The 23,335-nt window shown below is 58.7% G+C and carries 21 protein-coding genes; 9 read left to right on the top strand and 12 right to left on the bottom strand.

What is annotated here, in order from left to right; genetic code table 11:
• Positions 1 to 59 precede the first annotated feature (59 nt).
• The 4 genes from ASB66_RS15575 (at position 60) to ASB66_RS15560 (ending at position 3,293) form a co-directional block, all read left to right on the top strand.
• Positions 60 to 1,487 carry an aldehyde dehydrogenase family protein gene (locus tag ASB66_RS15575; protein ID WP_060718179.1) on the top strand — a complete coding sequence of 476 codons (1,428 nt, stop codon included), beginning with the start codon at positions 60 to 62 and terminating at the stop codon, positions 1,485 to 1,487.
• On the top strand, positions 1,484 to 1,873 hold the full coding sequence (locus tag ASB66_RS15570) for a RidA family protein (protein WP_060718178.1): 390 nt from the start codon (positions 1,484 to 1,486) through the stop codon (positions 1,871 to 1,873). The genes ASB66_RS15575 and ASB66_RS15570 overlap by 4 nt, the downstream gene beginning before the upstream one ends.
• A gap of 248 nt (positions 1,874 to 2,121) precedes the next feature.
• On the top strand, positions 2,122 to 2,523 hold the full coding sequence (locus ASB66_RS15565) for a DUF1236 domain-containing protein (protein WP_060718177.1): 402 nt from the start codon (positions 2,122 to 2,124) through the stop codon (positions 2,521 to 2,523).
• Between the two features lie 278 nt (positions 2,524 to 2,801).
• Positions 2,802 to 3,293 (top strand): hypothetical protein, encoded by a 492-nt coding sequence (locus ASB66_RS15560; protein WP_060718176.1) that lies wholly within the window; start codon positions 2,802 to 2,804, stop codon positions 3,291 to 3,293.
• A 9-nt stretch (positions 3,294 to 3,302) separates the two neighbouring features.
• Here the strand turns inward: ASB66_RS15560 and ASB66_RS15555 are convergent, their stop codons facing one another.
• The 6 genes from ASB66_RS15555 to ASB66_RS15530 all read right to left on the bottom strand — a co-directional run bounded on the left by ASB66_RS15555 (position 3,303) and on the right by ASB66_RS15530 (position 9,714).
• Positions 3,303 to 3,884: an NAD(P)H-dependent oxidoreductase gene (locus tag ASB66_RS15555; protein WP_060718175.1), complete on the bottom strand. Its 582-nt coding sequence runs from the start codon at positions 3,882 to 3,884 to the stop codon at positions 3,303 to 3,305.
• A 228-nt stretch (positions 3,885 to 4,112) separates the two neighbouring features.
• Complete coding sequence (locus ASB66_RS15550) at positions 4,113 to 5,519, bottom strand: FAD-binding oxidoreductase (RefSeq protein WP_060718174.1); 1,407 nt, start codon at positions 5,517 to 5,519, stop codon at positions 4,113 to 4,115.
• A gap of 3 nt (positions 5,520 to 5,522) precedes the next feature.
• Positions 5,523 to 6,854, bottom strand: coding sequence for a cytosine deaminase (locus ASB66_RS15545; RefSeq protein WP_114386715.1), 1,332 nt, complete (start codon positions 6,852 to 6,854; stop codon positions 5,523 to 5,525).
• Entirely contained in the window at positions 6,854 to 7,651 is a 798-nt protein-coding gene (locus ASB66_RS15540) for an ABC transporter permease (protein ID WP_060718475.1), read from the bottom strand. The genes ASB66_RS15545 and ASB66_RS15540 overlap by 1 nt, the downstream gene beginning before the upstream one ends.
• 56 nt (positions 7,652 to 7,707) lie before the next feature.
• The gene (locus ASB66_RS15535; RefSeq protein WP_060718172.1) at positions 7,708 to 8,565 is read right to left on the bottom strand and encodes an ABC transporter ATP-binding protein; all 858 of its coding nucleotides are present in this window, start codon (positions 8,563 to 8,565) and stop codon (positions 7,708 to 7,710) included.
• 210 nt (positions 8,566 to 8,775) lie between these two features.
• Complete coding sequence (locus ASB66_RS15530) at positions 8,776 to 9,714, bottom strand: ABC transporter substrate-binding protein (protein ID WP_234613075.1); 939 nt, start codon at positions 9,712 to 9,714, stop codon at positions 8,776 to 8,778.
• A gap of 321 nt (positions 9,715 to 10,035) precedes the next feature.
• On the opposite strand from ASB66_RS15530, the gene ASB66_RS15525 reads away from it, so the two are divergent.
• Complete coding sequence (locus tag ASB66_RS15525; protein WP_060718171.1) at positions 10,036 to 10,992, top strand: LysR family transcriptional regulator; 957 nt, start codon at positions 10,036 to 10,038, stop codon at positions 10,990 to 10,992.
• Here ASB66_RS15525 and ASB66_RS15520 read toward each other — a convergent pair.
• Positions 10,977 to 11,777, bottom strand: coding sequence for a creatininase family protein (locus ASB66_RS15520; RefSeq protein ID WP_060718170.1), 801 nt, complete (start codon positions 11,775 to 11,777; stop codon positions 10,977 to 10,979). The genes ASB66_RS15525 and ASB66_RS15520 overlap by 16 nt on opposite strands.
• Positions 11,778 to 12,081: 304 nt before the next feature.
• Here ASB66_RS15520 and ASB66_RS15515 point away from each other — a divergent pair, with 304 nt between their 5' ends.
• Positions 12,082 to 12,861, top strand: a complete 780-nt coding sequence (locus tag ASB66_RS15515) for a metallophosphoesterase family protein (protein ID WP_060718169.1) — start codon at positions 12,082 to 12,084, stop codon at positions 12,859 to 12,861.
• Between the two features lie 9 nt (positions 12,862 to 12,870).
• On the opposite strand, the gene ASB66_RS15510 is transcribed toward ASB66_RS15515, so the two are convergent.
• Positions 12,871 to 13,764, bottom strand: coding sequence for a DMT family transporter (locus ASB66_RS15510; RefSeq protein ID WP_060718168.1), 894 nt, complete (start codon positions 13,762 to 13,764; stop codon positions 12,871 to 12,873).
• A gap of 377 nt (positions 13,765 to 14,141) precedes the next feature.
• Between ASB66_RS15510 and ASB66_RS15500 the strand changes: the two genes are divergently transcribed.
• The gene (locus ASB66_RS15500; protein ID WP_060718166.1) at positions 14,142 to 15,440 is read left to right on the top strand and encodes an adenylosuccinate synthase; all 1,299 of its coding nucleotides are present in this window, start codon (positions 14,142 to 14,144) and stop codon (positions 15,438 to 15,440) included.
• 59 nt (positions 15,441 to 15,499) lie between these two features.
• Positions 15,500 to 17,647, top strand: a complete 2,148-nt coding sequence (locus tag ASB66_RS15495; protein WP_060718165.1) for a hypothetical protein — start codon at positions 15,500 to 15,502, stop codon at positions 17,645 to 17,647.
• A 121-nt stretch (positions 17,648 to 17,768) separates the two neighbouring features.
• Here the strand turns inward: ASB66_RS15495 and ASB66_RS15490 are convergent, their stop codons facing one another.
• Positions 17,769 to 19,040, bottom strand: coding sequence for an MFS transporter (locus tag ASB66_RS15490; RefSeq protein WP_234613054.1), 1,272 nt, complete (start codon positions 19,038 to 19,040; stop codon positions 17,769 to 17,771).
• 216 nt (positions 19,041 to 19,256) lie between these two features.
• Between ASB66_RS15490 and ASB66_RS15485 the strand changes: the two genes are divergently transcribed.
• Complete coding sequence (locus tag ASB66_RS15485) at positions 19,257 to 20,534, top strand: arsenic transporter (RefSeq protein ID WP_060718164.1); 1,278 nt, start codon at positions 19,257 to 19,259, stop codon at positions 20,532 to 20,534.
• Between the two features lie 3 nt (positions 20,535 to 20,537).
• Here the strand turns inward: ASB66_RS15485 and ASB66_RS15480 are convergent, their stop codons facing one another.
• From ASB66_RS15480 to ASB66_RS15470, 3 genes are all read right to left on the bottom strand, one after another.
• Positions 20,538 to 20,906 (bottom strand): nuclear transport factor 2 family protein, encoded by a 369-nt coding sequence (locus tag ASB66_RS15480; RefSeq protein ID WP_060718163.1) that lies wholly within the window; start codon positions 20,904 to 20,906, stop codon positions 20,538 to 20,540.
• 88 nt (positions 20,907 to 20,994) lie between these two features.
• Complete coding sequence (gene rpoH, locus ASB66_RS15475) at positions 20,995 to 21,897, bottom strand: RNA polymerase sigma factor RpoH (protein WP_015916956.1); 903 nt, start codon at positions 21,895 to 21,897, stop codon at positions 20,995 to 20,997.
• Between the two features lie 142 nt (positions 21,898 to 22,039).
• Complete coding sequence (locus ASB66_RS15470; RefSeq protein WP_060718162.1) at positions 22,040 to 23,272, bottom strand: NAD(P)/FAD-dependent oxidoreductase; 1,233 nt, start codon at positions 23,270 to 23,272, stop codon at positions 22,040 to 22,042.
• Positions 23,273 to 23,335: the final 63 nt, after the last annotated feature.

Here is a 23,335-nt window from a genome sequence, read left to right as displayed (position 1 = left end):
ACTTGCGGCTCCGCCATTTTTGCCGATAGTCTGACGTCAAACAATCCACCGGAGGCACTATGAGCAATCATCTGAAATTTTTCATCGATGGCGAATGGGTTGATCCGGTTCACCCCGCAACGCTTGAGGTGATCGATCCATCAACGGAAGAGGCCTATACGTCGATTTCTGTCGGCTCCAAGGCCGATGTCGATAAGGCGGTCGCCGCAGCCAAACGGGCTTTCGCCAGCTTTTCGCTGTGGTCGGTGGAAGAGCGGTTGGCGCTGCTGAAGCGGATGCTTGCCGAATACAACAACCGTTTTGAGGATATAGCCAAGGCTGTCAGCCAGGAAATGGGCGCGCCGCTCAGCTTTGCGCTGGAAAGCCAGGCCTGGGCCGGTCGCGCTCATATGGAAGCGACGATTGCCGGGCTGGAGACATTCAAGTTTTCCGAACAGCGCGGCGGTACCATGGTGGTCAAGGAGCCGATTGGCGTCTGCGCGCTGATCACGCCGTGGAACTGGCCGCTGAACCAGATCGTCTGCAAGGTCGCGCCCGCCATCGCCGCTGGCTGCACGGTGGTGCTGAAGCCGTCGGAGATCGCCCCGATCAGCGGCATTATCTTCTCCGAAGTGATGGAAACCGCCGGTGTGCCGAAGGGCGTCTATAACATGGTCAGCGGCAATGGCCCGGATGTCGGCCAGGTGATGGCTGGTCACCCCGATGTCGACATGGTCTCCTTCACCGGCTCAACCCGGGCCGGGATTATCGTTGCCAAGACGGCAGCGGAAACGGTGAAGCGCGTCGCCCAGGAACTGGGTGGCAAATCCGCCAATATCATTCTGCCCGATGCCGATTTCGAAACGGCAGTGCGCAAGGGCGTGCAGGGATGTTTCGGCAATTCCGGCCAGTCCTGCGATGCGCCGACACGAATGCTGGTTCCCGCCGACCGTCATGACGAGGCGCTGACCTATGCGAAGTCCGAGGCGGAAACTTTTGTCACCGGCGATCCGCGCAGTGAAGACACCAAGCTTGGCCCTGTGGTCAGCCAGGTCCAGTATGACAAGATCCAGCGGCTGATTGAAGCGGGTATCAAGGACGGTGCGACGCTGGTGACCGGCGGGCCGGGGCGTCCGGAAGGGCTGAACCGCGGCTATTACATTCGCCCGACCATTTTCGGCAATGTCACCAACGACATGACCATCGCCCGCGAGGAAATCTTCGGCCCGGTCCTGTCGATTCTGCCCTACAAAGATGAGGCCGAGGCGGTCGAGATCGCCAATGACACGGTCTATGGGCTGGCGGCCTATGTGCAATCGACCGATATCGAACATGCCCGCGACGTGGCGAAGAAGATGCGGGCCGGGTCGGTCTATCTCAACTATCCGGATTGGGACACGTTCGCGCCGTTCGGCGGCTACAAACAATCCGGCAATGGCCGCGAATATGCCGATTGGGCCATCCACGATTTCCTCGAGATCAAAGGCATCGTCGGCTGGGACGCATGAAGAAGACCTTCAACCCGCCCTCGGTGCGCAGACCCTTCGGCAATTACAATCACGGCCTGCTGGTGCCTGCGGGCGCCAGCCTGCTGGTGACATCCGGCCAGCTCGGGATCGGTGTCGATGACAGTATTCCCAATGACCTCGAAAGCCAGGCGGTTCTGTGTTTCGAGGCCATCGGTGCTATTCTGGCTGAAGCGGGCATGAGTTATGCGGATGTGATCCGCATCTCTGGTTTTGTCACACGCCGTGAGGATTTTGCACCCTATATGGCGGTGCGTGATCGTTATACGTTGGAACCAAAACCGGTTTCAACGCTTCTTATCGTCGCCGGATTTACCCGACCGGAATTTCTGGTTGAAGTAGAAGTGACGGCGGCCAAATCATTATGAAGTTTTTTTCCGGTTTGTTTTCAACAAGCCGGAATATTTTCATGTTTCCAGATCAAAAATCAGAGATCTGAACATTTCTTTACATTCAAAAAAATCAACGTTCCTAATTTTCTATGTCTCATTGACGCTGATGACTAATATGAACGGTAGATGAATGGCGTGTTCATTGATCTCTATTTAAAATATTGGGAACAAATAGTTTCCTTCGCCGTTATGCCACCAGATAATCGGAAAGAAGGAATAGTCAGATGAAAAACAAGATTGCTCTTATTCTCACTGCCGCGCTTGTCGGCTCTGTTACAACCTCCGCCATGGCGCAGGATGGCACTGTCACCGGTGCAGCAGGCGGCGCGGTAACGGGTGCGGTTGTTGGTGGTCCAGTTGGTGCAGCCGTTGGCGGTGTCGTCGGCGCAGTTGCCGGTACGGCTATCGATCCGCCACCGCCGCGTGTTGTCACCTATGTTCGCCAGCAGCCAATGCCAGCGCAGCCTTACGTGACCGACCAGGAAATCGTGGTTGGCCAGCATTTGCCGCGCCAGATTGTGATCACACCGATCCCGGAAGATCCGACCTATGGTTACGCAATCGTCAATAACGAGCGCGTTATCGTTGATCCGCAGTCCTATACGGTCATTGATATCGTCCAGTAATGACTTTTGACTCTCCAGTCATCTTGCCCCACCAGCTTATGCTAGTGGGGCTTTTTTGCGTTGGAGCAGGGCGATCTATAGTTTAAATCACGCAGAAAGCTGGTATGCCGTAAAACATACCCTGAAATAGTACAGATCGACTTCGCAATTCCCAGCGACAGACGGATGGAAATCTCTATTTTCGGCAATAGACATCTGATCTATCCGAGTGTTTTAACGCATTTCCGAACTCAAAACCGCTGCGCACTTTTGCTGGAAATGCTCTAGGGGGACCATCCGTGAAGAGACTATTTGCCGTTGCTGTGCTGACCTTCTTACTGCCAAACCTGTCTTTTGCCGATACGCTGCTGTTTCCAAGCGATAATCCGGTCGCGCGCATCACCATTCCCGCCGATTGGGAGCCGAAGGAAACCGAAAGCGGCATTGATGCGACCTCCGAAGACGGCGCTATCTATATCGCCATCGACGTCGCCAACGCCAAGACCACGGATAAGGTGATCGATGACGCCACCGCTTTCTTGCAAGACAACGGTGTCAAGATCGACGGCTCGACCCAGAAGCAGTCGGATGAAGTCATCAACGGTATGGACATGACCAATTTCGACTGGACCGGCGTCGATGAAGACGGTGCCGTCAATGTCGGCCTGTCGCTGCTCTCACCCCGTCCCGGCAAGCTGCTGGTCATCACCTATTGGGGAACGAAGGGCAAACAGGAAAAGCACGGTGCCGAATTGCAGGAGATCATCTCTTCGCTGAAGGCAGCGCGGTAAATTGAGCGCTCAAAACCGACCCATCTCGCGCCGGACCTTTTCCAGAAAGGCGGCGCGGCTTTCGTCTGTGCAATTGTTCATATCGTAATGGGCGAGAAATTTTACCGGTGCGCCCAGCTTGATCTGGGCGCGGATCACACGGGTTACGGATTTCTTTGGCGGGTTGCCCGCAAGAAATGCTCGTAACGGGGTTGCGCCATAGGTCATCACCGCCGCCAGTTTGCGGATATGGCGCAGCGTCGGCGTCAGTTTTCCATCGGCCAGTTCGAAGGTGACGCCCGGTAGCCAGACACGGTCGAAATAGCCGCTCAGCATGGCGGGAAAGCTGAAATTCCAGACAGGGGTAACGATAACCAGCCCTTCGGCCGCCTTCAGCCGCTCGACATAGGATTTCACCGGCTCGATATTGTCGGGATAATCATGATAGATCCGCCGTTCCTCAGCCGAAAGAACCGGGTCGAAACCCTCGTCATACAAACTGCAGCCATCGACATCATGGCCGGCTGCCTCCAGGCTTTGGCAGGTCTGGTGGTAAAGCGCTCGGTTGAAGCTTTCAGCCAAGGGATGGGAATGAAGAACGAGCACGCGCATGCAAAAGTCCCTGGTTTGCGCCCGCCGGTGGTTTCACCGAAGGGTTTTGTCAAAAACATCCGCGTCGTTTGTCCCTATCCCTTCGCCAGCCAGTCGGCTGGATGAAAGGTCATGTTCATTGCATGATCAGGGACAAGCCCCGCCAGGAGTACCTTCGGACTGTGAAGACGGCTTCATGCCGTCAAGCCGTTGCGTTCTAAAACATCTCCGGTTGAAAGCGCAAGGATTTCAATCGTCTCCCATCGATTGCAGGCCGGGAAACAGATAGTTCCGCCCGGCGGAAAAATCGAAATCGGGATTTTCCCAGGCGATCATCTTGCCGGGATTGAGCAGGCCCTTGGGGTCGGTTTGCTGTTTGAAGGCCAATTGCACCGTATCGGTCTGCTTCATGCCGCCTTCTTCCAGCGTATAGCGATGCGGGTTGAAGATCGGGCAGCCGTTGTCTTCGTGGATGCGGATGATTTCCTCCAGCCGCTCCTTGGTGGTGTAGCGCACCAGCGGCAGGCCGGAGCATTGGATGGCGCCATCGAAGCGCATGAATTCGAGGTGGCCGATCACCTCATCACCAAAAATTTCGGTCATCTTTCCGACCTTTTCGACATGATCCGGCCCCGGATACTGCACTTGAAGATAGGTGATGTCAGGATCGACCTTCAGCGCCCGGAGCGTCGTGTGGTTCCAGGCCAGTTCATAGGCATGGGGAATACCCTTCATGCTCTCCACCTGATCGGAGCGGAAGCGCAGATCGGCCTTCATTTTCTCGGCATAGGCAATAAATGGCCCCATGGAATGCGGCGCGACCATCAGCACCACCACCGACTGGCCGTCCTTCAGCCAGGGCTTGTGACGGCTGAAATAGTCGTAAGGCACGGGAGCGGCGATGGGGGCCACTTCCTTCAACAGAATACCGTTGCGGTGGCTGAGCGCATCGGCAAAGCGCACGGCGTCCATGTAGTCGTCATAGCCGACGATGACGTCCACCCAGTCATAGGCAGGGGCCAGCGGCATTTCCACTTCGGTGATGATGCCATTGGTGCCATAGGCATGGCTGACCTTTTGCAGATCCCAGGCGGACAGTTCCAGCACCCGCGGTTCCGCCTCCATGGTGACGACCCTTAGCGACAGGATATTGCCGAGATCGCGAAGTCCGCCCCAGGTGATCGATCCGACTCCGCCCGAGCCGCCGGCCACGAAGCCGCCGATTGAAGCAGTCTGGGCGGTCGAGGGGTGGAAGCGCAATTCCTGGCCGGAATGGGCGCGTGTCTGGCGATCCAGTTCGGCGATGACGATGCCCGGCTCGCAGATCACCCGGCCTGGATGTATCTCTTTCACCTTGTTCATGTTGATCAGGTTCAGCACGATGCCGCCGGACAGCGGCATGGCCTGACCATAATTGCCGGTACCTGCGCCGCGTGGTGTCACCGGCACGCCGTGGGCATAGGCGACTTTCAGCGTGCGGATTACTTCTTCTTCGCTGACCGGGGAAACCACGAGGTCAGCCGTGACATGATCCAGTTCGGCCTTCAGGATTGGCGAGTACCAGTAGAAATCCCTGGACTTCTGCTTGACCAGCGCCGGATTGTCCTCGACGGCGATCCCGGCAAGTTCAGCTTTGATTTTTGCGTAATCGGGCATGGTTCAATCTTCCATCAGATGGTCAAGGTCGCGGTAGTCAGGCACCTGCGCGTCGATAGCCTGACCGGAGCGTAACACGATGCGGTCAGCCTGCGGACGCGATAAAAGCTCGCTCCAAGTTCTCGCCGAAAACACCACCAGATCCGCCTTGGCGCCCACCTTGATGCGGCCATGATCGGGACGTCCGAGAATATCGGCGGGGCTGCGGGTGACGATCCGGGCGGTGCTGTCCAGCGGGTGATCGAGATGGACGATCCTGACTGCCTCGCGCAGCACTTCCACGCAGTCGAGATCGCCATAAGCATAGAAGGGATCGCGGGTATTGTCTGACGCAACCGCCGTCTGAACACCTGCTGACGACAGTTCATGAAACAGGGTGACGCCGCGCTGGCGAGGAGTGCGGCCAGCATGCCGGTCCTGCAAATACATGTTGCACATCGGTAGCGACACGACGGCAAGCCCGGCTTCCGCGACCTTGTCGATGGTGGCCTTGGCGATATCGTCGCTCTGCTGGGTTAGCGAGCAGCAATGGCCGACGACGACCGAGCCTTGAAATGCATTGCGCAGCTTGGCTTCCGCAATCGACTTCAAGGTCAGCACGGACGAATCCTGCGTCTCATCGACGTGCAGGTCGATGTCGAGGCCATGGTCGCTTGCGGCGCGAAACAACCGGTCCAGTCGGTGGCCGAGATCCGGTGACACCTGGGTAACGCCGCCGAGAATGCCGTTGTGAGCGACGAGCACGTCCAGTAGATCGTGGAAGAAAACCGTGTCGGTCATGTCGTCAAAAGGGAAAAGCGCGACAGCCTGAAGGTCGATCCGGCCCGCCCACTCCTTGCGTATCTGCGAAAACACCTCAAAGGAAATCCGGTGTTGGGGTGCGCTGCTGTCGAGATGGGTGCGGATCAGGCTGGTGCCGTGGGCGTAGGCGCAACGCAGCGAAAATTCCATCCGCGCCTGCACATCGTCCGCCGACCAATTTGCCTCGCGGTCCTGCTTTACCGCATCGAGCGCACCGATGAAATCGCCTGTTGGATTGGGCTGACGGGGCCAGATATGGCCCTTGTCGAGATGGGTATGCATGTCGGTAAAGGTCGGCCAGACCATGGCGTCGCGCAGATCGATGATCGGCAGGTCCGCCCCGGTTTTGTACCGGGATGCGGTGCCAGTCTCGACAATGGCTTCAACCGTGCCGTTGTTGATAATCAGATCGGCGCTGACCAGCCCCTCGCAAACCGGACCGGCTGGCGCGCCATCTACCGCTTCGACGGGCAAGGTGGCGCGTGTCAGGGCAAACCGCCCGGCTTGCGGAAGATCGGCAAACAATCTGGTCATCAGTTTTCTCGCTTGATGCTGCTTTCATGCCAGCGATGCAGCGCCAGCCATGAGATGAAGGAGGTGATGGCGAAGATCACCACGCCGAGACACGATAGCAGAAACAGGGCGGCAAACAGCCGGGGAATGTTCAGCCGGAATTGTGATTCCAGCAGCCGGAAGGCAAGCCCGGAGCCAGCGCCCGCCGAACCCGCCGCAAATTCGGCCACCACAGCGGCAATCAGCGCCAGGCCGCCGCCGATCTTGAGGCCGGTCATGAAATAGGGAAGCGACGCCGGCAGTTTCAGATAGATCAGCGTTTGCAGCCGTGAGGCGCCGTAAAGGTCGAACAGGTTGAGCAGGTTATGATCGACGCTTTTCAACCCCTGCACCATGTTGGAGAGGATTGGGAAGAAGGCGACCAGGAAGGCGCAGATCAGCAGCGCCACCTGGGTTGACGGTGCATAGATCAGGATCAGCGGCGAAATGGCGACGACAGGCGTGACCTGAAGGATGACCGCAATCGGATAGAAAGCGGTTTCGATCCATTTCGACTGGACGAGAAACACCGCGATGCCGACGCCGCCAATCAGCGCCAGGGCCAGCGACATCAAAGTGATTTTCGTCGTCACCCAAAGCGCCGGTCCCAGAATGCCCCAGTCGGTATAAAGTGCCTTTGCCACGGCCAGTGGACCGGGCAGGATATATTGCGGCACCTCGGAGACGGTGACGCCGACATGCCAGATCATCACCAGGGTCAAGACCACTGCAAACGGGATCAGTACCCGAAGCATGGTTTCGCCGTGGCGGGCAAGCATGCCTTGTTTCGGTATGGTCAGGCTTTCCGCGTCGGATGGTGTTTCAAGATGTGAGGTCATCCGTGATGCTCCAATCCTGCCATGGAGGGGCCGTTATCCAGGGGAAAGCCGATGGCTTCCAGCAGGACGTTTGAGGCCTTTTCGCAGACCTGCCGGTATTCTTCCGAGGTGCGGTAATGGGCGTCGCGTTCCAGGCTGGTGGCAATGGTGAAATCCGCATGCACCCGGCCAGGCCTTGCCTTCATCACCACGATGCGATTGGAGAGATAAGCGGCCTCGAACACCGAATGGGTGACGAAGATCACGGTAATGCCTGTCTCGCGCCACAGCCGCAGCACGTCGTCGTTCAGCTTTTGCCGGGTGATTTCATCGAGTGCTGCAAACGGTTCGTCCATCAACAGCAGTTTCGGCTTGGTCACAAGGGCGCGGGCAATCGACACCCGCATTTTCATGCCACCGGAAAGCTGGCGCGGATAGGCCTGCGCGAAATCCTTCAGTCCCACCGTGTCAAGGGTTTCGAGAACGGTTGAGGTTGCGGCTGCCTTGGAGATCCCTTGAAGACGCAGCGGCAGATAGACATTGCCGAACACCGTCTGCCAGGGCAGTAGGGTCGGCTCCTGAAAGACGAAGCTGATATCGCCGTCCGGCAAGCCTTTGGCATTGATGCGGGAACTCGGCCAATCGACTGTGCCGCTGGAGATGCCGCCAAGACCGGCAACAATCCGAAGTGCCGTCGATTTGCCACAGCCGGAGGGTCCGAGCAGGCTGACGAATTCGCCCGCCTCGACGGTGAGTGACATGTTGGACAGAGCCACCGTGCCGCTGGAAAACACTTTGGACACGCCTGTTAGCATGACGAGGGCGCGCTGGCGGTTTTCAGTGCGAGGCTTTTGCAGTGGTTCAGTCGGGGTCATTCCGGGGCCTGTTGTTGAAGGGCCTATATTTTGTCTTAGGAAAAAGTCGAACCCTGTTTTCCATAAGACAAACGCAAACAAGAGAATCGAGCGTTTGTCTGGCTCGATTTGAACCTGACAAACACCGAAAAGGATGAAGGACCTGTCCTCCTCATCCGGATGCTTTGGCGGCGCTTATCCGGTGCGCCGCCCTGCCTTGCTTATTTAGCTTTACTTCTTCAGGTTCAGGCCGACGCCCTTGCAGACGAACTTGGTCGTATAGGCCTTGTGGTAATCCAGCTTGGCATCGACAACGCCGATCTGAACCAAGGTGTCGAAGAAGGCCTTGTAGCGTTCGTCTGTCATGCAGCCGATACCCTTGTCCTGCGCCGGGCCGCTATCGACGATGCCATATTCCTTCATTTTCTCGATGGAAAAGGCGATCTGGCTGTCGGTGATTTCAGGATTATCCTTTTTGATCAGTTCGTTGGCCGCTTTGTTGTCGCCGTAGAGATAGTGATACCAACCTTCCGTCGAGGCATCGACAAAGCGCTGCACCACGTCCGGCTTCTTGTCGACCATGGTCTGGGTGGTGGTGATCATCGTCGCATAGGAGCTGTAGCCATTGTCGGCCAGTAGGAACAGTTTCGGCTTGAAGCCGCCCTGCTTTTCAATCTCGTAGGGTTCGGAGGTGATGTAACCCTGCTGGGCAGATTTCTTGTTGGCGAGGAATGGTGCCGGGTTGAAGGTATACGGCTTATACTGCTCGTCCTTGAAGCCCTTGAAATTCTTTTTCATCCACTCGAAGTAGGTGGCATAGCCATCCTTACCCATGAAGATCGTGTCGAGCTTGGCAAGATCGTCGAATTTCTCGATGCCCTGGTCGGGATGGGCGATCAGCACCTGCGGGTCCTTCTGGAACATGGCGGCGACATCGATCAGCGGAATGCCCTGCTTGACGGCGTCCATTTCCTGGAGCGGGAAGCCCATGTAGAAATCGACCTTGCCGGCGATCAGCAGTGCCTGATTGGCCGCGTTCGGGCCACCCTGGACGATCTTCACCTTCAAACCATATTTTTCATAGGTGCCGTCGGCCACGGCCTGGTAGAATCCGCCATGCTCGGCCTGGGCCAGCCAGTTGGTGCCGTAGCTGACCTCGTCCAGCGCCATGGCCGGGCTGCCGAGGCCAAGGGCCAAGGCGGTTGCAGCCAAAGTGTTGACAATTGTCTTGTGCAGTATGGTTTTCGTCATGTGTGTTTTCCCCTGATCCCTCGGATCGCGTGCTGCCGCCCGATGCCCTGTGCCGCTGAAATGGCCCCGCTCAAAATGACTCCACTGGAAATGGCCCGCCGTGTTTTATGCATTTGAGCGGTTGCTTTGCGGCTTGAAAAGCATCAAATTTCGTCCGCTTCGATGCCTTAATGGCATCGCTTGCTCGCTCTGTATGTGAAATGTTCAATCTGCTTAAAAAATGGACTGGTGTGTTACGCCATGCTTCACTCCCGTAAGCTGCTTTATATAGACGAGATTGCCCGTTGCGGTTCAATTCGTAAAGCCGCCGCTAGACTTAACGTTGCATCTTCCGCTGTCAACCGGCAGATTCTGGCACTGGAAGACGAGTTGGGCGTGCCCCTCTTCGAGCGTCTGCCGCGTGGGCTGCGGCTGACGGCGGCGGGGGAGCTGTGTGTCGAGCATATCCGCGAGGTTCTGAAGGGCTATGAACGTCTGGAAGCGCGGATCCGCAGCCTGAAAATGCCACAGGTCGGCAAGGTGTCTCTGGTCGCCACGGTGGGGCTGGCCGCCGGTCCCCTGCCGGAAATCATTGCCCGTTTTCTGGACGCGCATCCGCGCATCAAGGTGCATTTGCGTAATGACAGCGGCTCCACCACCCTTAACCCGGTGCTGACGGGCGAAGTGGATATCGGTCTGGGCTTCAACATTCCGGCCACACCCGGTATTCGGACCATCGCCAATTTCGATATCCCTGTCGGCGCGGTTTTACCGCCCGGCCATCCACTGGCGCATGAAAAAGGTCCGATCGATCTGGTCGATGTGGTGCAGGAAAAGCTGGTGCTGGCTGAACCTGGCACCAGCCTGCGCAATGTCATCAATCTGGCGCTTGCCAATCTGCCGCTGCCGGTCGAACCGCTGCTGGAAACCAACGCCTCCGAACTGTTGAAGCAATTGGTCAAATGCGGCACGGCGCTGACCCTGCTCAATCCGCTGGATGTGATCGCCGAATGCCGGAAGGGCGAACTGGTGTTTCGACCGCTGGCCGAACCGCATTGCCGCCACCAGCCGATGAAACTGTTTGCCCGGGCGCGGGCGCCGCTCGATGCGGCGACCAGCCTGTTCGTTGAATATCTGGTTCAGGAAATCCAGGCCCTGGTGGTGGAATTGCAGGGCAGGGGATATCTTGCCCCGGATCGTACTTATTCCGGGGAATAAAGCGCAGACAGCGGATAGTCCCTGACGTCACGCAGAAGCTGAATAAAGCCCAACACCTGATGATGGCAGATAGCCTCACCCTTTTGCGCAGTGCCTTTCGAGGCATCGCCGACCACGCCCGCCGGGTTGAGATCATGGGCGATCCAGGCCAGCGAATGGGGCGGCAAGGGCTGGAGAAAATCCGAGCGTTCCTTCATCCATTCCGCCTTGGACACGAAGTTTTCGGCCTTGTCCATCCGCACCAGGTCGGGGCGGAAATGCAGCATCAGCGAGGTTTCCACTTCGCCGCCATGAATGCCATAGCGGTTTTCATGCTCGGAAATCATGCCCTCGGGATTGCCGAACCGGCTCCATTGGGTGGACACCACCGCCATTGTGTGGCGCACGCGCAATTCGCGCCCGACAATGCTCATGATATCGACATTGCCGCCATGGGAATTGACGATGACCAGCTTGCGCAAGCCTGCTTCCGCCACCTTGGCGCCGATGGCGGTCCAGGCCGCAATCAGCAGGTCCGCACTGAGCGAGAGCGTGCCGGGCCCATAAACATGTTCATTGGCCTTGCCGATTTCCTGGGTGGGGAGAACCAGGAAATCCAGATCGTCCGGGCGCTGGCGCTTCAGCTCTGTCAACATCCCATTGGCAATCGCCACATCGGTTGCAATTGGAAGGTGCGGTCCATGCTGTTCGGTGGAGGCGATCGGTAAAACAGCGATGGTGTTGTCGGGGGACAGGCTGGCAAAATCATAGGTGTTCAACTCGTTCCAGAAAAATGGCTTGGTCATGATGCTTCCCCATTGATTGGTTAGAACCTATCAGGTTGATATTGGAGTCAGATAGAGGTCTCGATCTATTTGTTATCGTTTGTATTTTCAGGAAAGCCGCAGTCCATTTTTCCCTGACACCCTTCAGAAATAAGCCGTGTTCCTGTCGCGGAAAAGCATCGATTTGTGCGCGCTACGATGCCGAAAAGCGCGCATCTCGAAACGCTATTAACCTTAATAGTTGGTAATTATCACGATTGGCCCCGCCAGTGGTTGAGAAGCGCTTGTGACAGGCGTAAAACGGTTGCGGGAAGCTGGAACCATTATGATAAAGTTGTTGCGTAAATTTCTCGACGTCGGATCGGAAACCGGTGTGGCTGGCATGCGTAGTCGTGTGGATATGGATCCCAAGGCGTTTTCCGCAATCTATGCGGTCGGGGATGTGCATGGTTGCTATGCTGAGTTGTTGGAAGCGGAATGCCGCATCCTGAACGATGCCAGCACTATCGATGGCCCCAAGCTGATTGTTATGCTGGGTGATTATGTTGATCGGGGGCCGTCCTCACGCCGGGTGATCGATCATCTGATGGCGCCGCTGGCGCCCGGTTTCGAGCGGGTATCGCTTTGCGGCAATCATGACGATGTGTTCTGTCATTTTCTCGACGATCCCTCAGCGGGTCGTCGCTGGCTGGATTTTGGCGCGGCGGCCACGCTGTATTCCTATGGCATCGATATTGAACACGCTTTGCATCAGGCGGGCAGTTTCAAGGGGCTTTCCACGGAGCTGGCCCGCGTCATCCCTGAAAGTCATTATGCCTGGCTGAAATCCCTGCCGGTCATGCTCAAGGTTGGGCAATTCCTGTTCGTACATGCGGGGTTGAAGCCGGGCATTGCACTGGAAAGCCAGGCCGATGAAGACCTGATGTGGATTCGTGAACCCTTTTTGGGGCGTGGTCCGGAGCTGCCCTATACGGTCGTGCATGGACATACCCCGACCGATACTGTCACCTTCGGCAAGAACCGGATCGGCATCGATACCGGTGCCTATGCATCGGGACGCCTTGCCGTGTTGCGGATTGCCGAGGGGCATACGAGCCTGATCTAGAGTTTGTCATCAGCGGGTAGAGGTTTGCGGTTTGCCCCATTCGGCCAGCGCAATGCCTCCAATCACCAGGCTGAGCGCCAGCATGTGAAAACCTTCCAGCTTTTCACCGACCACGGCGACCGACAGGATGGTGCCGAACACCGGCACAAGGTTGATGAACAGGCCGGCCCGGTTGGCGCCAATCATGTTCACCCCTGATATATAGAGTGTCTGCGACACCAGGGATGGCAGGAGGCCGCAAAACAGAATCAGCGCCCAGCCGGTGGCATCGGGCGCGATCAGGCTGCCATTGCTGGCTTCCCAGGCGACCAGCGGCAGCGAGGCCAGCGCCGCGCCGAAGGCAAGAGCGGCCATCAGCGTCTTCCAGTGCAGCTCCGGCTTCCAGCGCAGTGCCACGGTGAAAATCGCATAGCACAGCACGGCCAGCAGCATCAGCGTGTCGCCGAAATTCAGCCGTAGCGACAAAAGCGCCATCAGGTCACCATGGCCTGCCGTCAGCGCCACGCCGATAAAGCTGATCAGGAAGCCGGCAATCTGGATGGCGGAGGCGGCAATCCGAAACAGCAGGAAATTCAACAGGAAGATCAGCACGGGAATGCCACCCTGTTCGATGGCGCCATTGACGGCGGAGGTGTATTTCAGCGCCGAATAGAGAAAGCCGTTAAAGCCGGTATAGCCAATGGCGCCGAGCGCCAGCAGCAAGGGGATATGACGGCGCACCACCGGCCAATCCGCTTTGATCTGGCGGGAGGACACGGCCAGCAGCAGCGTCAAGGCCAGAGACCAGCGGCCAAGATTGAGCATCATCGGGCTTATATGGCCGACGGCCAGCTTGCCTGCCACGGCATTGCCACCCCAGAACAAGGTTGTCAGTACCAGATAGGCATAGGCTCTGATTTGCATCTGATCGTTCAACCTCTGCGCGTTGCCAATTTCGATGCATTGTGACTACTGCATAATTCCTGAAACCGGAATCGATTTCAGGAATTATGCAATCGTAAAATTGTGTTGCACCGTCATATGTCTCTGCCATGCAAAAAGCCGGATTAACGCGCATAAACGTGTCGCTTTCCGCAAAACAACACAGTATAGATGCGCGGGTTTGGGGACGCGCAGGCGCGAACACGCGCTGCCTTGACTGGAAACCTGTTCAGGACGATCTGCTTCAGGGAGAATGGCGGCGTGCAGCAGACAGAACGTGTGACGGCTTACGGCTTTATCAACCGCCAGCGCTGTCGCGAGGCGAAGGTACGCTTGAGGCGTAAAGACAGGATTTTGAAATGACGAATGTCGTGGTGGTTGGCTCCCAATGGGGTGACGAAGGCAAAGGCAAGATCGTGGACTGGCTGTCGGAGCGCGCTGACGTGGTCGTGCGCTTCCAGGGCGGTCATAATGCCGGTCATACTCTGGTCATCGACGGCATTTCCTATAAATTGTCGCTGCTGCCTTCGGGCGTCGTGCGTCCCGGCAAGATGGCAGTGATCGGCAATGGCGTCGTGGTCGATCCGCATGCGCTGATCGCGGAAATCGCCAAGCTGGCCGCCCAGGGCGTCACCGTAACACCTGATAATCTGCGCATTGCCGACAACGCGACGCTGATCTTGTCGCTGCACCGCGAACTGGACGGCATGCGTGAAGACGCCGCCACCAATAGCGGCACCAAGATCGGCACCACGCGCCGCGGCATCGGCCCGGCTTATGAAGACAAGGTCGGCCGTCGTGCCATTCGGGTGATGGATCTGGCTGATCCGGAAGGTCTGGCCGAGAAGGTTGCCCGTATCCTGCCCCATCACAACGCGCTTCGCCGCGGTTTCGGTGCGCCGGAGGTCGAGCATTCGACCATCATGGAAGAACTGCTGTCGGTGGCCGACAAGGTTCTGCCGTTCCGCGAAACAGTCTGGTTGATGCTGGACAAGGAGCGCCGTCGTGGCGCCCGTATCCTGTTTGAAGGCGCGCAAGGCTCGCTGCTCGATATCGACCACGGCACCTATCCCTTCGTCACCTCGTCCAACACCGTTGCCGGTCAGGCCGCGGCGGGCTCCGGCATGGGACCAGGCTCGCTCGGCTATATCCTTGGCATTACCAAGGCCTATACGACCCGCGTTGGTGAAGGCCCGTTCCCGACCGAGCTGACCGATGAGATCGGCCAGTTTCTTGGGGAAAAAGGTCATGAATTCGGCACGGTCACTGGCCGTAAACGCCGTTGTGGCTGGTTCGATGCGGCGCTGGTGCGCCAGTCGGTGGCCACCAATGGCATTACCGGCATCGCTCTGACCAAGCTCGATGTTCTCGATGGCTTGGACGAACTGAAGATCTGTGTCGGCTACAAGCTGGATGGTGTGGAAATCGACCATTTGCCGGCAGCCCAGGCCGCTCAGGCACGGGTCGAGCCGATTTACGTGACGCTGGAAGGCTGGAAGGAATCCACCGTCGGCGCGCGCAAATGGGCCGATCTTCCCGCCCAGGCGATTAAATATGTCCGCCAGGTGGAAGAGCTGATCGGTGCGCCGGTCGCGCTGTTGTCCACCAGCCCGGAACGCGACGACACCATACTTGTGACCGATCCATTTGAGGATTAAGGTTAGAGTTGAATTAATTTGTCTTGTCGGCCTGGGCCGGTGATCACGAGAAAGTACGGATGGCAGATTTCGTAGCAGTTATTCGGCGCGCCGTTGATGGCCTGTCGAACAATACCCCGGAAATGCGCGTAAAGGTGTATGAGAAGGCTCGCGGCGCAGTCATGCGGCAGCTGGACAATATGACACCCAAGCCGTCGGAAGACATGCTGCGCCGCCAGCTGGACAAGCTTGACGCCGCAATTGCCGAGGTCGAGGCAGATTATGCAGAGGCTCTTCCTGCCGTGGAAGAGGATGCCTATGAGCCGGAGCCGGCCTACGAGCCAGCACCGGCCTATGAACCTGAGCCGGAACCAGAACCCGTTCATCATGAGCCGGAGCCTGTTGAGGAACCGGCGCATGAGCCCGAATACGTGCACCAGCCTGAACCTGTTCATGAGCCGGAACCGGCTTATGTTCCAGCACCTGTCTATGTGCCGGAACCAGCGCCTGAGCCGGTTTATGAACCGGAACCGGAGCCTTATCAGCCAGAACCGGCGCGCATTCCGCCTGCGGCCATTCCGCCCGCTATTTGGGAGACTGAAGAGCCTGCCCAGCCAGCAGTGTCTTCTGCGCCCACGGCCCCAGCGCCAGCCGCAAAGCCTTCTGCGCCACAGAAACATTCGATGGACGAATGGCTGGAAAGCCATTTGGAGCCGACGCCAGCTCCGCTTGCACCTGTCCATTCTTTTGAAGCACAGCCGCAGTCGCGCCAGGAAGAGGCAGAAAAGCCCGCAGCCTATCCCGCTATTCCACCGGCACGCCAGCCGGTGTTCGATGAGGCAGAGGCGCTGGGCGCGTTCGACGCTTTCGTGCGCGACAACAAGCAGCCTGCGGCGCAGGGTGGTTCCTTCTCGCAAACCGCTCATGACGATCCGAAGGATCTTCTGGACTGGAGCGACAAGCATCAGAACGCCAGCTTTGGCACGCCTGCCGGTCAGGAGTCCGGAAACGATGAAAAGTCTGTTCGCAACGGCGGTTCCGCCAGCAAGGCAGGCGAAGATCCTGCCTGGTTTGATGATTTCGTCGCGGCGCAGCCTGTGCCACCGGCGGCAGCTAAAAAGCAACAGCGCGCCGCCGCGCCGGACCGAAGCGATTCCTCGCAAGACATGGCAGCCGTGCTGGCCAAGGCCAACAGGAAGGCGGGGGTGCGCACCAAGAAATCCCGCCGGACCGCGCCTTATATCATTACTGGTGTGCTGATCCTGCTGATCGGTGGCGGTGGCTACTACGCCTATGCCCACCGTGACAATCTGCCGGGCGCCATCGCCGGGTTGAAGCAGACTGTGACAGGATTGTTTGCTTCGAAGGGCACGGCACCAGCATCCGCACCGTCTTCGCAGACGGGAAGCGCGGATGCCGGAAAACCGGCGACTGTTCCAGCGGCAACCGGCGATGCCGGGGCGGCGGGTGAAAAATTCACCCAGAAGCTGATGCCTGACGGTACGGAAGTGGATGAGGGCGCCTCGAACGCTGCCGCCAATAGCGGCGAGGGCCGTTCGGTGGCCCAGCAGAATGGCGGAGCCAATCCGGCAGCGCCCGTGTCTGGCGGTGCGGCTAGCGCGCCAGCCACCACGCCTGTGCAGGGTGCGCCCTTTACCGTGCCGGAGAACGGCCAGAAGGCCTATCTCTACGAAGAGCGCCTCGGCCAGACGACGCCGACCACCGTGCAGGGTTATATTGTTTGGGAAGCCCGACATGAGACCGGCGATAGCGGCAAGCCGGAACCGGAAATCCAGGGCAAGCTGACGATCCCCGAGCGGGGCCTGACAGCGCTGATTACCTTCAAGCGCAATACCGACAGCTCGCTTCCCGCCAGCCACCTGATGGAAATCGTCTTCTCGGTGCCGCAGAATTTTGAGGGTGGCGGCATAGACAGCGTCCAGCGCGTTGCCATGAAGGCAAGCGAGCAGGATCGCGGCGATCCGATCGTGGCGGTGCCTGCCAAGATCACTGACGACACGTTTATGATTGCCTTCAACGATTTTGCCGAAGTGGTGGCCCGCAATGTCGATCTGTTGCGTAGCCGTGACTGGATCGACATTCCCGTCACCTATCGCAACGGTCGCCGTGCACTGATTACCCTCGACAAGGGCGCCGCTGGCAAGCCGATCTTCGACAGTGTCATCAGGGAATGGGCAGCGCTCGGCAACAATCGCAGCGGCGGGTGATCCCTGTCGCCGTCCCCTACACTCGGCCTTGCGCCGAGCAGCGTCTGATCTGAATTTCACCAGGGCATATCCGTGTTTCGTGCAAACACTGATATGCCCTGTCTATATTGTTTTATGCACTTCAAGCGGCCGTAGCACTCTCCCGCCTATGCGCTGGCAGTTCCGGCGCCACCTGCTTATGATTGATGACGAACAGCAGCAGGGCCAGGGCAGCAATGCCGCCATGGACGAAATAGGCGAGCGAATAGCCGCCTTCCTGCGTGAGCCAGCCGGCGACGACATTGCTGGTTGAGGCGCCGATGCCCTGGACGGTCATGACGGCGGCAAGGCCAACATTAAAACGGCCGGAGCCGGACAGAATACGTTCGGCGGCAATCGGTGTGGCGATGCCGATCAGGCCAGCGCCGATGCCATCGAGGATCTGTACCGGATAGATGGCGGCAAAGCTGGAAAAACTACCGGCGATCATGCCCCGGATTGGCAGGGCCATCAAAGCGATAAAAAACACCGACCGCAGTCCAAACCTTGCAATCATCCACGGAGCGGCGCAGGCGACGACGATCATCGCCAGTTGCGAGACGCCTGTCGTGATGGCGGTGGTCTTGAACGGACTGTCGAGCTGGATGGAGAAATTCTGGGCGATCAACCGGCTGATCGGCGCATTGCCGAAATGAAAGATCATCAGGATCAGAGCGAGTACGATCAGCCCGCGACTATGCACCAGCATGGAATAGCCCGAGGGCTGGGCTGCCGTGCGGTCCTCATCCTCACTCGATTTGTCCTTGGCACTCAACCCGCGGGCGACGTCCTGGTCGATTTCCTGGGGCCGGATCGTCAGGACCGCTGCGATGGTGGCAAGGGCCGAGGCGATCATCAGCCAGACAATGCCGTTCTGGCCGAAATAGCTGGTGAGGACGAAAATACAGACCAGTGAAAACACATTGCCGGTATGGTTCCAGACTTCATTGCGGGAGACCTGGTTGGAAAAAGCTCTTTCCCCGACCAGTCCCAGTGTCATCCCCATCAGGGCGGGGCCGATCACCGCGCCCACCAGGGCCGTTGCCGATTGTCCGCCGAACACCGCCAGATTGTCGGGGCTCGCCAGCGTCCACAGTGCGGCGGCTGTGACGAGTGTGACCGGCAGGATGATCAGTGTCCGCTTATAGGGGCTTGCATCGACAACCGCGCCAAACAGCGGCGTGACCACCATGCCGAGCACCCCGCCCATCGTGGCGATGATACCCAGTGTCATCGGCGACCATCCATGGGTTGCCAGGAAGCCATCGAGAAAGGGGCCGAGCCCGTCGCGGGCATCGGCAAGAAAGAAGTTGAGGACGGCAAGGGCAATGAGCGAGCGGCGGCTCGCGGAGACAATCTTGGACTGTGCGATCACGGGCACGCTTTCGGAAAGGTTGAAAAATCAGGAGTTTAGCATGAATAGGCAGGAGCAGGCGCCTCATTAATTTGCCAAATGCAAAATTGTTCCATGACGCTTGCTCTTTGCGTATCCTGGACTAAATGGGAGATCTGATCTGACGCCGGTTCTCTGCGTCTGCCTGCCAGTCCTTTCCTTGGCCCTCGTTCCGGCCGCGTCTTTTTCGGATGTTTCATGACCGCGACTTACCTGACCTGGGCTGTTTCCGCCCTCTCCGTTCTGGGCGTTATCAGCCGGCCCTTTGGCTGGCCGGAGGCGATCTGGGCTGTGCTTGGCGCCATCGTGCTCCTGGGCCTGGGCGCAGTCGGCTTGGGCACAATCGGCATCAACGATGCCTGGGCAGGTGTTGCCAAGGGCTACGATGTCTATCTGTTCTTGATCGGCATGATGCTTCTGTCGGAACTGGCGCGACGCGAAGGTCTGTTTGACTGGCTGGCGGCGCTTGCAACGCAAAGGGCCAAGGGGTCGCCGCTCAGGCTGTTCGTGCTGCTGTACGGCGTTGGCGTCTTGGTCACCGCTTTTCTCTCCAACGATGCGACGGCGGTGGTGCTGACGCCTGCGGTCTACGCAGCAACCAAGGCGGCCAAGCTCAAGAACCCGATGCCCTATCTGCTGATCTGCGCCTTCATTGCCAATGCGGCGAGTTTTGTGCTGCCGATTTCCAATCCGGCCAATCTGGTGATTTTCGGCGGCGGGGAAATGCCGCCGCTCTCCACCTGGCTTGCCACATTTGCGCTGCCCTCACTGGTGGCCATCGTCGTCACCTTCGCCATGCTCTATTGGAGCCAGAGACGCGCCATCCACGCCGAGGTGATGGATCGGCAAGTTGAGACGCCGCATCTCTCCCACAGCGCCAAGCTGGCCGGCTGGGGACTGATCCTGACCGCCGTCGTGCTGATGGCGGCGTCTGCGCTGGGGTTGGACCTTGGCTTGCCGACCTTTATTGCCGGTGTGCTGACCACTGTGCTGGTGCTGGCCTTGAGCGGGCAGGGACCGGCTGAGACGCTGAAGGGCATGTCCTGGAGCGTGTTGCCGCTGGTGGCGGGCCTGTTCGTGCTGGTCGAGGCGCTGGACAAGACCGGGCTGACGGTGCTGCTTGCCCGTTATTTGTCCGAGGCCGCCGCAGCGGATGCCAAGGCAGCGGCCATGGGAGCAGGCCTGCTGGTCGGCTTCCTCTCCAACCTCGTCAACAATCTTCCAGCCGGACTGGTGGCCGGTGCCACGGTGCAGAGCGCCCATGTCGGCGGTGCCGTCTCCGGCGCGGTATTGATCGGTGTGGATCTCGGCCCCAACCTGTCGGTCACCGGTTCGCTTGCCACCATTCTCTGGCTCTCGGCGCTCCGGCGCGAAGGCCTGCATATGGGCGCGCTGGAATTTTTGAAAATCGGCGCTGTCGTGATGATCCCGGCGCTGGTTCTCTCGCTGCTGGCGCTGGTTGCGGTGGCAGGGTAGCTTTCAGCTGAGAAGCCGCTTCTCGCCCATTCTGAACCAGGCCCTGGCGATCTTTCCGTGCTCAATCTCGTAAAGGCAGAGCACGTCGATCTCACCCTTGCCCTCCGGGAAGTTTCGGGTGACGCATTCAATATCAGTGACCATATTGCCAGTGATGTGACGGGCAATCAGCTTGCCATGCAGGTCCGGCTCTCGGAAGCGCTCGATGTGGCGGCTGCGGATCTCTGCCGCTCCATCCGCCAACAAAGTATCGGGGAAGGCATAGATCCGGCAATCTGGTGCCCAATGCTGCATGAAACCGTCGATATCCTTGGCGTTATAGGCATCGAGCTGCCTTGCGACCGGTTCCAGAATGGACTGTTGCTCTGTCACGGCACAATTCTCCCGAGAGGTGGAATGGACGAAGCCTCGCAGGGTTACTGCGAGGCCTGTAAAACATTGCGATTGTCGTGGCTGAACGTCAGGACTCGACGACGCGCAACGCCTTGGCCTGTTCCAGCGCGTCCTTCTGGACAGCATCCTGAACCTTTTCAAAGGCGCGCACTTCGATCTGGCGCACACGCTCGCGGCTGATATCAAACTCGGAAGAGAGTTCTTCCAAGGTCACCGGTTCCTCGGCCAGACGGCGGGCGGCGAAAATCCGGCGTTCGCGGTCGTTCAGCACGCCCATGGCGCGCGACAGCATGTTGCGCCGGGTTTCCAGCTCGTCCTGCTCGATCAGCGTGTCTTCCTGGCTGTCGTGGTCATCCACCAGCCAATCCTGCCACTGGCCGGATTCGCCTTCGCTGGCGCGGATTGGCGCGTTCAGCGAGGCATCGCCCGACAGGCGGCGGTTCATGGAAATCACTTCCTCCTCGCTGACCTTCAGCTTGGTGGCGATTTCCGTGACCTGGTCCGGCTTCAGGTCGCCTTCCTCGATGGCCTGGATCTTGCCCTTCAGGCGGCGCAGGTTGAAGAACAGCCGCTTCTGATTGGCGGTGGTCCCCATTTTCACCAGCGACCAGGAGCGCAGGATATATTCCTGGATCGAGGCCTTGATCCACCACATCGCATAGGTGGCAAGCCGGAAGCCGCGTTCGGGATCGAATTTTTTGACAGCCTGCATCAGGCCGACATTGCCCTCAGAGACCACTTCGCCAATCGGCAGGCCGTAGCCGCGATAGCCCATGGCAATCTTCGCCACGAGGCGCAAATGGCTGGTCACGAGCCGGTGCGCGGCATCGCGGTCGCCATGCTCGGCATAGCGCTTGGCAAGCATATATTCCACCTGGGGTTCCAGCATCGGGAACTTGCGGATCTCATCCAGGTATCGGTTCAGTCCGCCTTCACCGGCGGTAATCGAAGGCAAGCTATTGCGGGCCATAAAGCACCCCCTTTATCCATGAGCTTCCCAATGCCAAACGGGCAAGCTCTATCATGCGGATTTCCTCATCCCGCACGAAATCCTATGTCACATAAGTGTGGCATGGCCGGGATTCAAGCACACCACGCCAGTCACAATTGATTTACGAGCGGAATCGGAACAAATCTTCATCGGCATCCTTACGACCGGCAATCCTGGCCGCGACAATTTCCGATGCGATGGTCGAAAATGTGATGCCATTGCCGCCAAATCCCATCACCACATGCACATGGCTGGTGCCGGGGACGCGGTCGATGATCGGCAGCCCATCCCGCGTCGTGCCGAATGGCGCCGACCAGCCATAGGCGATGTGGTCCATCTCAATCCCGGCCAGAGCCTTCAGCTTTTGCCGGATTGTCTCGAATTTGCGCTGCGCCTTGACCGGGTCCTGATGGGCGAGGGGATCGTCCTCATCCTCGCCGCCTGCGATGATCCGGCCATCCGGGGTGGAGCGGAAATAGAGATAGGGCTCGGAGGCCTCCCAGACCAGGTGGTCATCCAGCCAGTCCGGCCTTTGGGCGTTCGGCTCGGAGGCGATGGCCCAGGTGGAAATCACCTGATGCAATGGACTTTCCATCATCTTCAAATATTCATAGCCCGTGCAGGCGATCAGGTCCGCCGCGCAGAGCAATGTACCATCTGCTGTTGCCACCATCACTCCGTCGCGGGTTTCCCGGATGGCGGTAATCGCCAGCGGCGAGACGATTTCCACGCCGCCTTGCTGGGCGGCCTTCAGCAGGCCAGCCGTCATCTGGGCCGGATTGGCGCTGGCGGAGCAGGGGGAGAGGATCGCGCCCGTGCGATCGATGCCGAATCTTTCCTTCACCTGCGCTCCGGTCAGATACTCGGCGTCCAATTGCGCTTCACGGCGCAGCTCCGCTTCAGCAGCCAAAGCGCGGTGGCCCATCTCGTCACCGGCCAGGAAAAGGCTGCTGCGCTGCTGGAACTGGCAGGAAAGTCCAAGCTTGCCGACGCGCTCTCCCAGGCTGTTGACGGAGGCTGCCGAGCGCCGCCAAGCGCGCATGGCTTTCTTTGCTCCGATGGCTTTGGACAATTGCGACAGTGGAATGTCAATTTCGTGCTGGATCATCGCCGTGCTGGCCAGCGTGCTGCCCTTTACCGGCGCACGACGATCAACCACCAGAATATGGCGGCCATCCGCCGCCAGCGTCTGCGCCATCAAGGCACCGCTGATCCCGGCGCCGATGATGATGACATCGTAATCGGTGCGCGCCGGGGTGTCGCGGCTCTCTACCACAATATTGGGTGTCGCAGCCCAGAATGACTTGCCATCGTGCAGATCGCGCGATTGTCCGACTGCTTGCTTGGTATCCATATTCGGCCCTTGCCCCATTTGCCTGTCCGGCGCGCAACGGCTGCGCAGCCATGTCGGACCTGC

It is taken from the genome of Gillisella vitis, from assembly GCF_001541345.2.
Classification (GTDB): Bacteria; Pseudomonadota; Alphaproteobacteria; order Rhizobiales; family Rhizobiaceae; genus Allorhizobium; species Allorhizobium vitis.
Note: the sequence above shows the minus strand (reverse complement) of the source record. Positions and strands in the feature narration are given on the sequence as shown.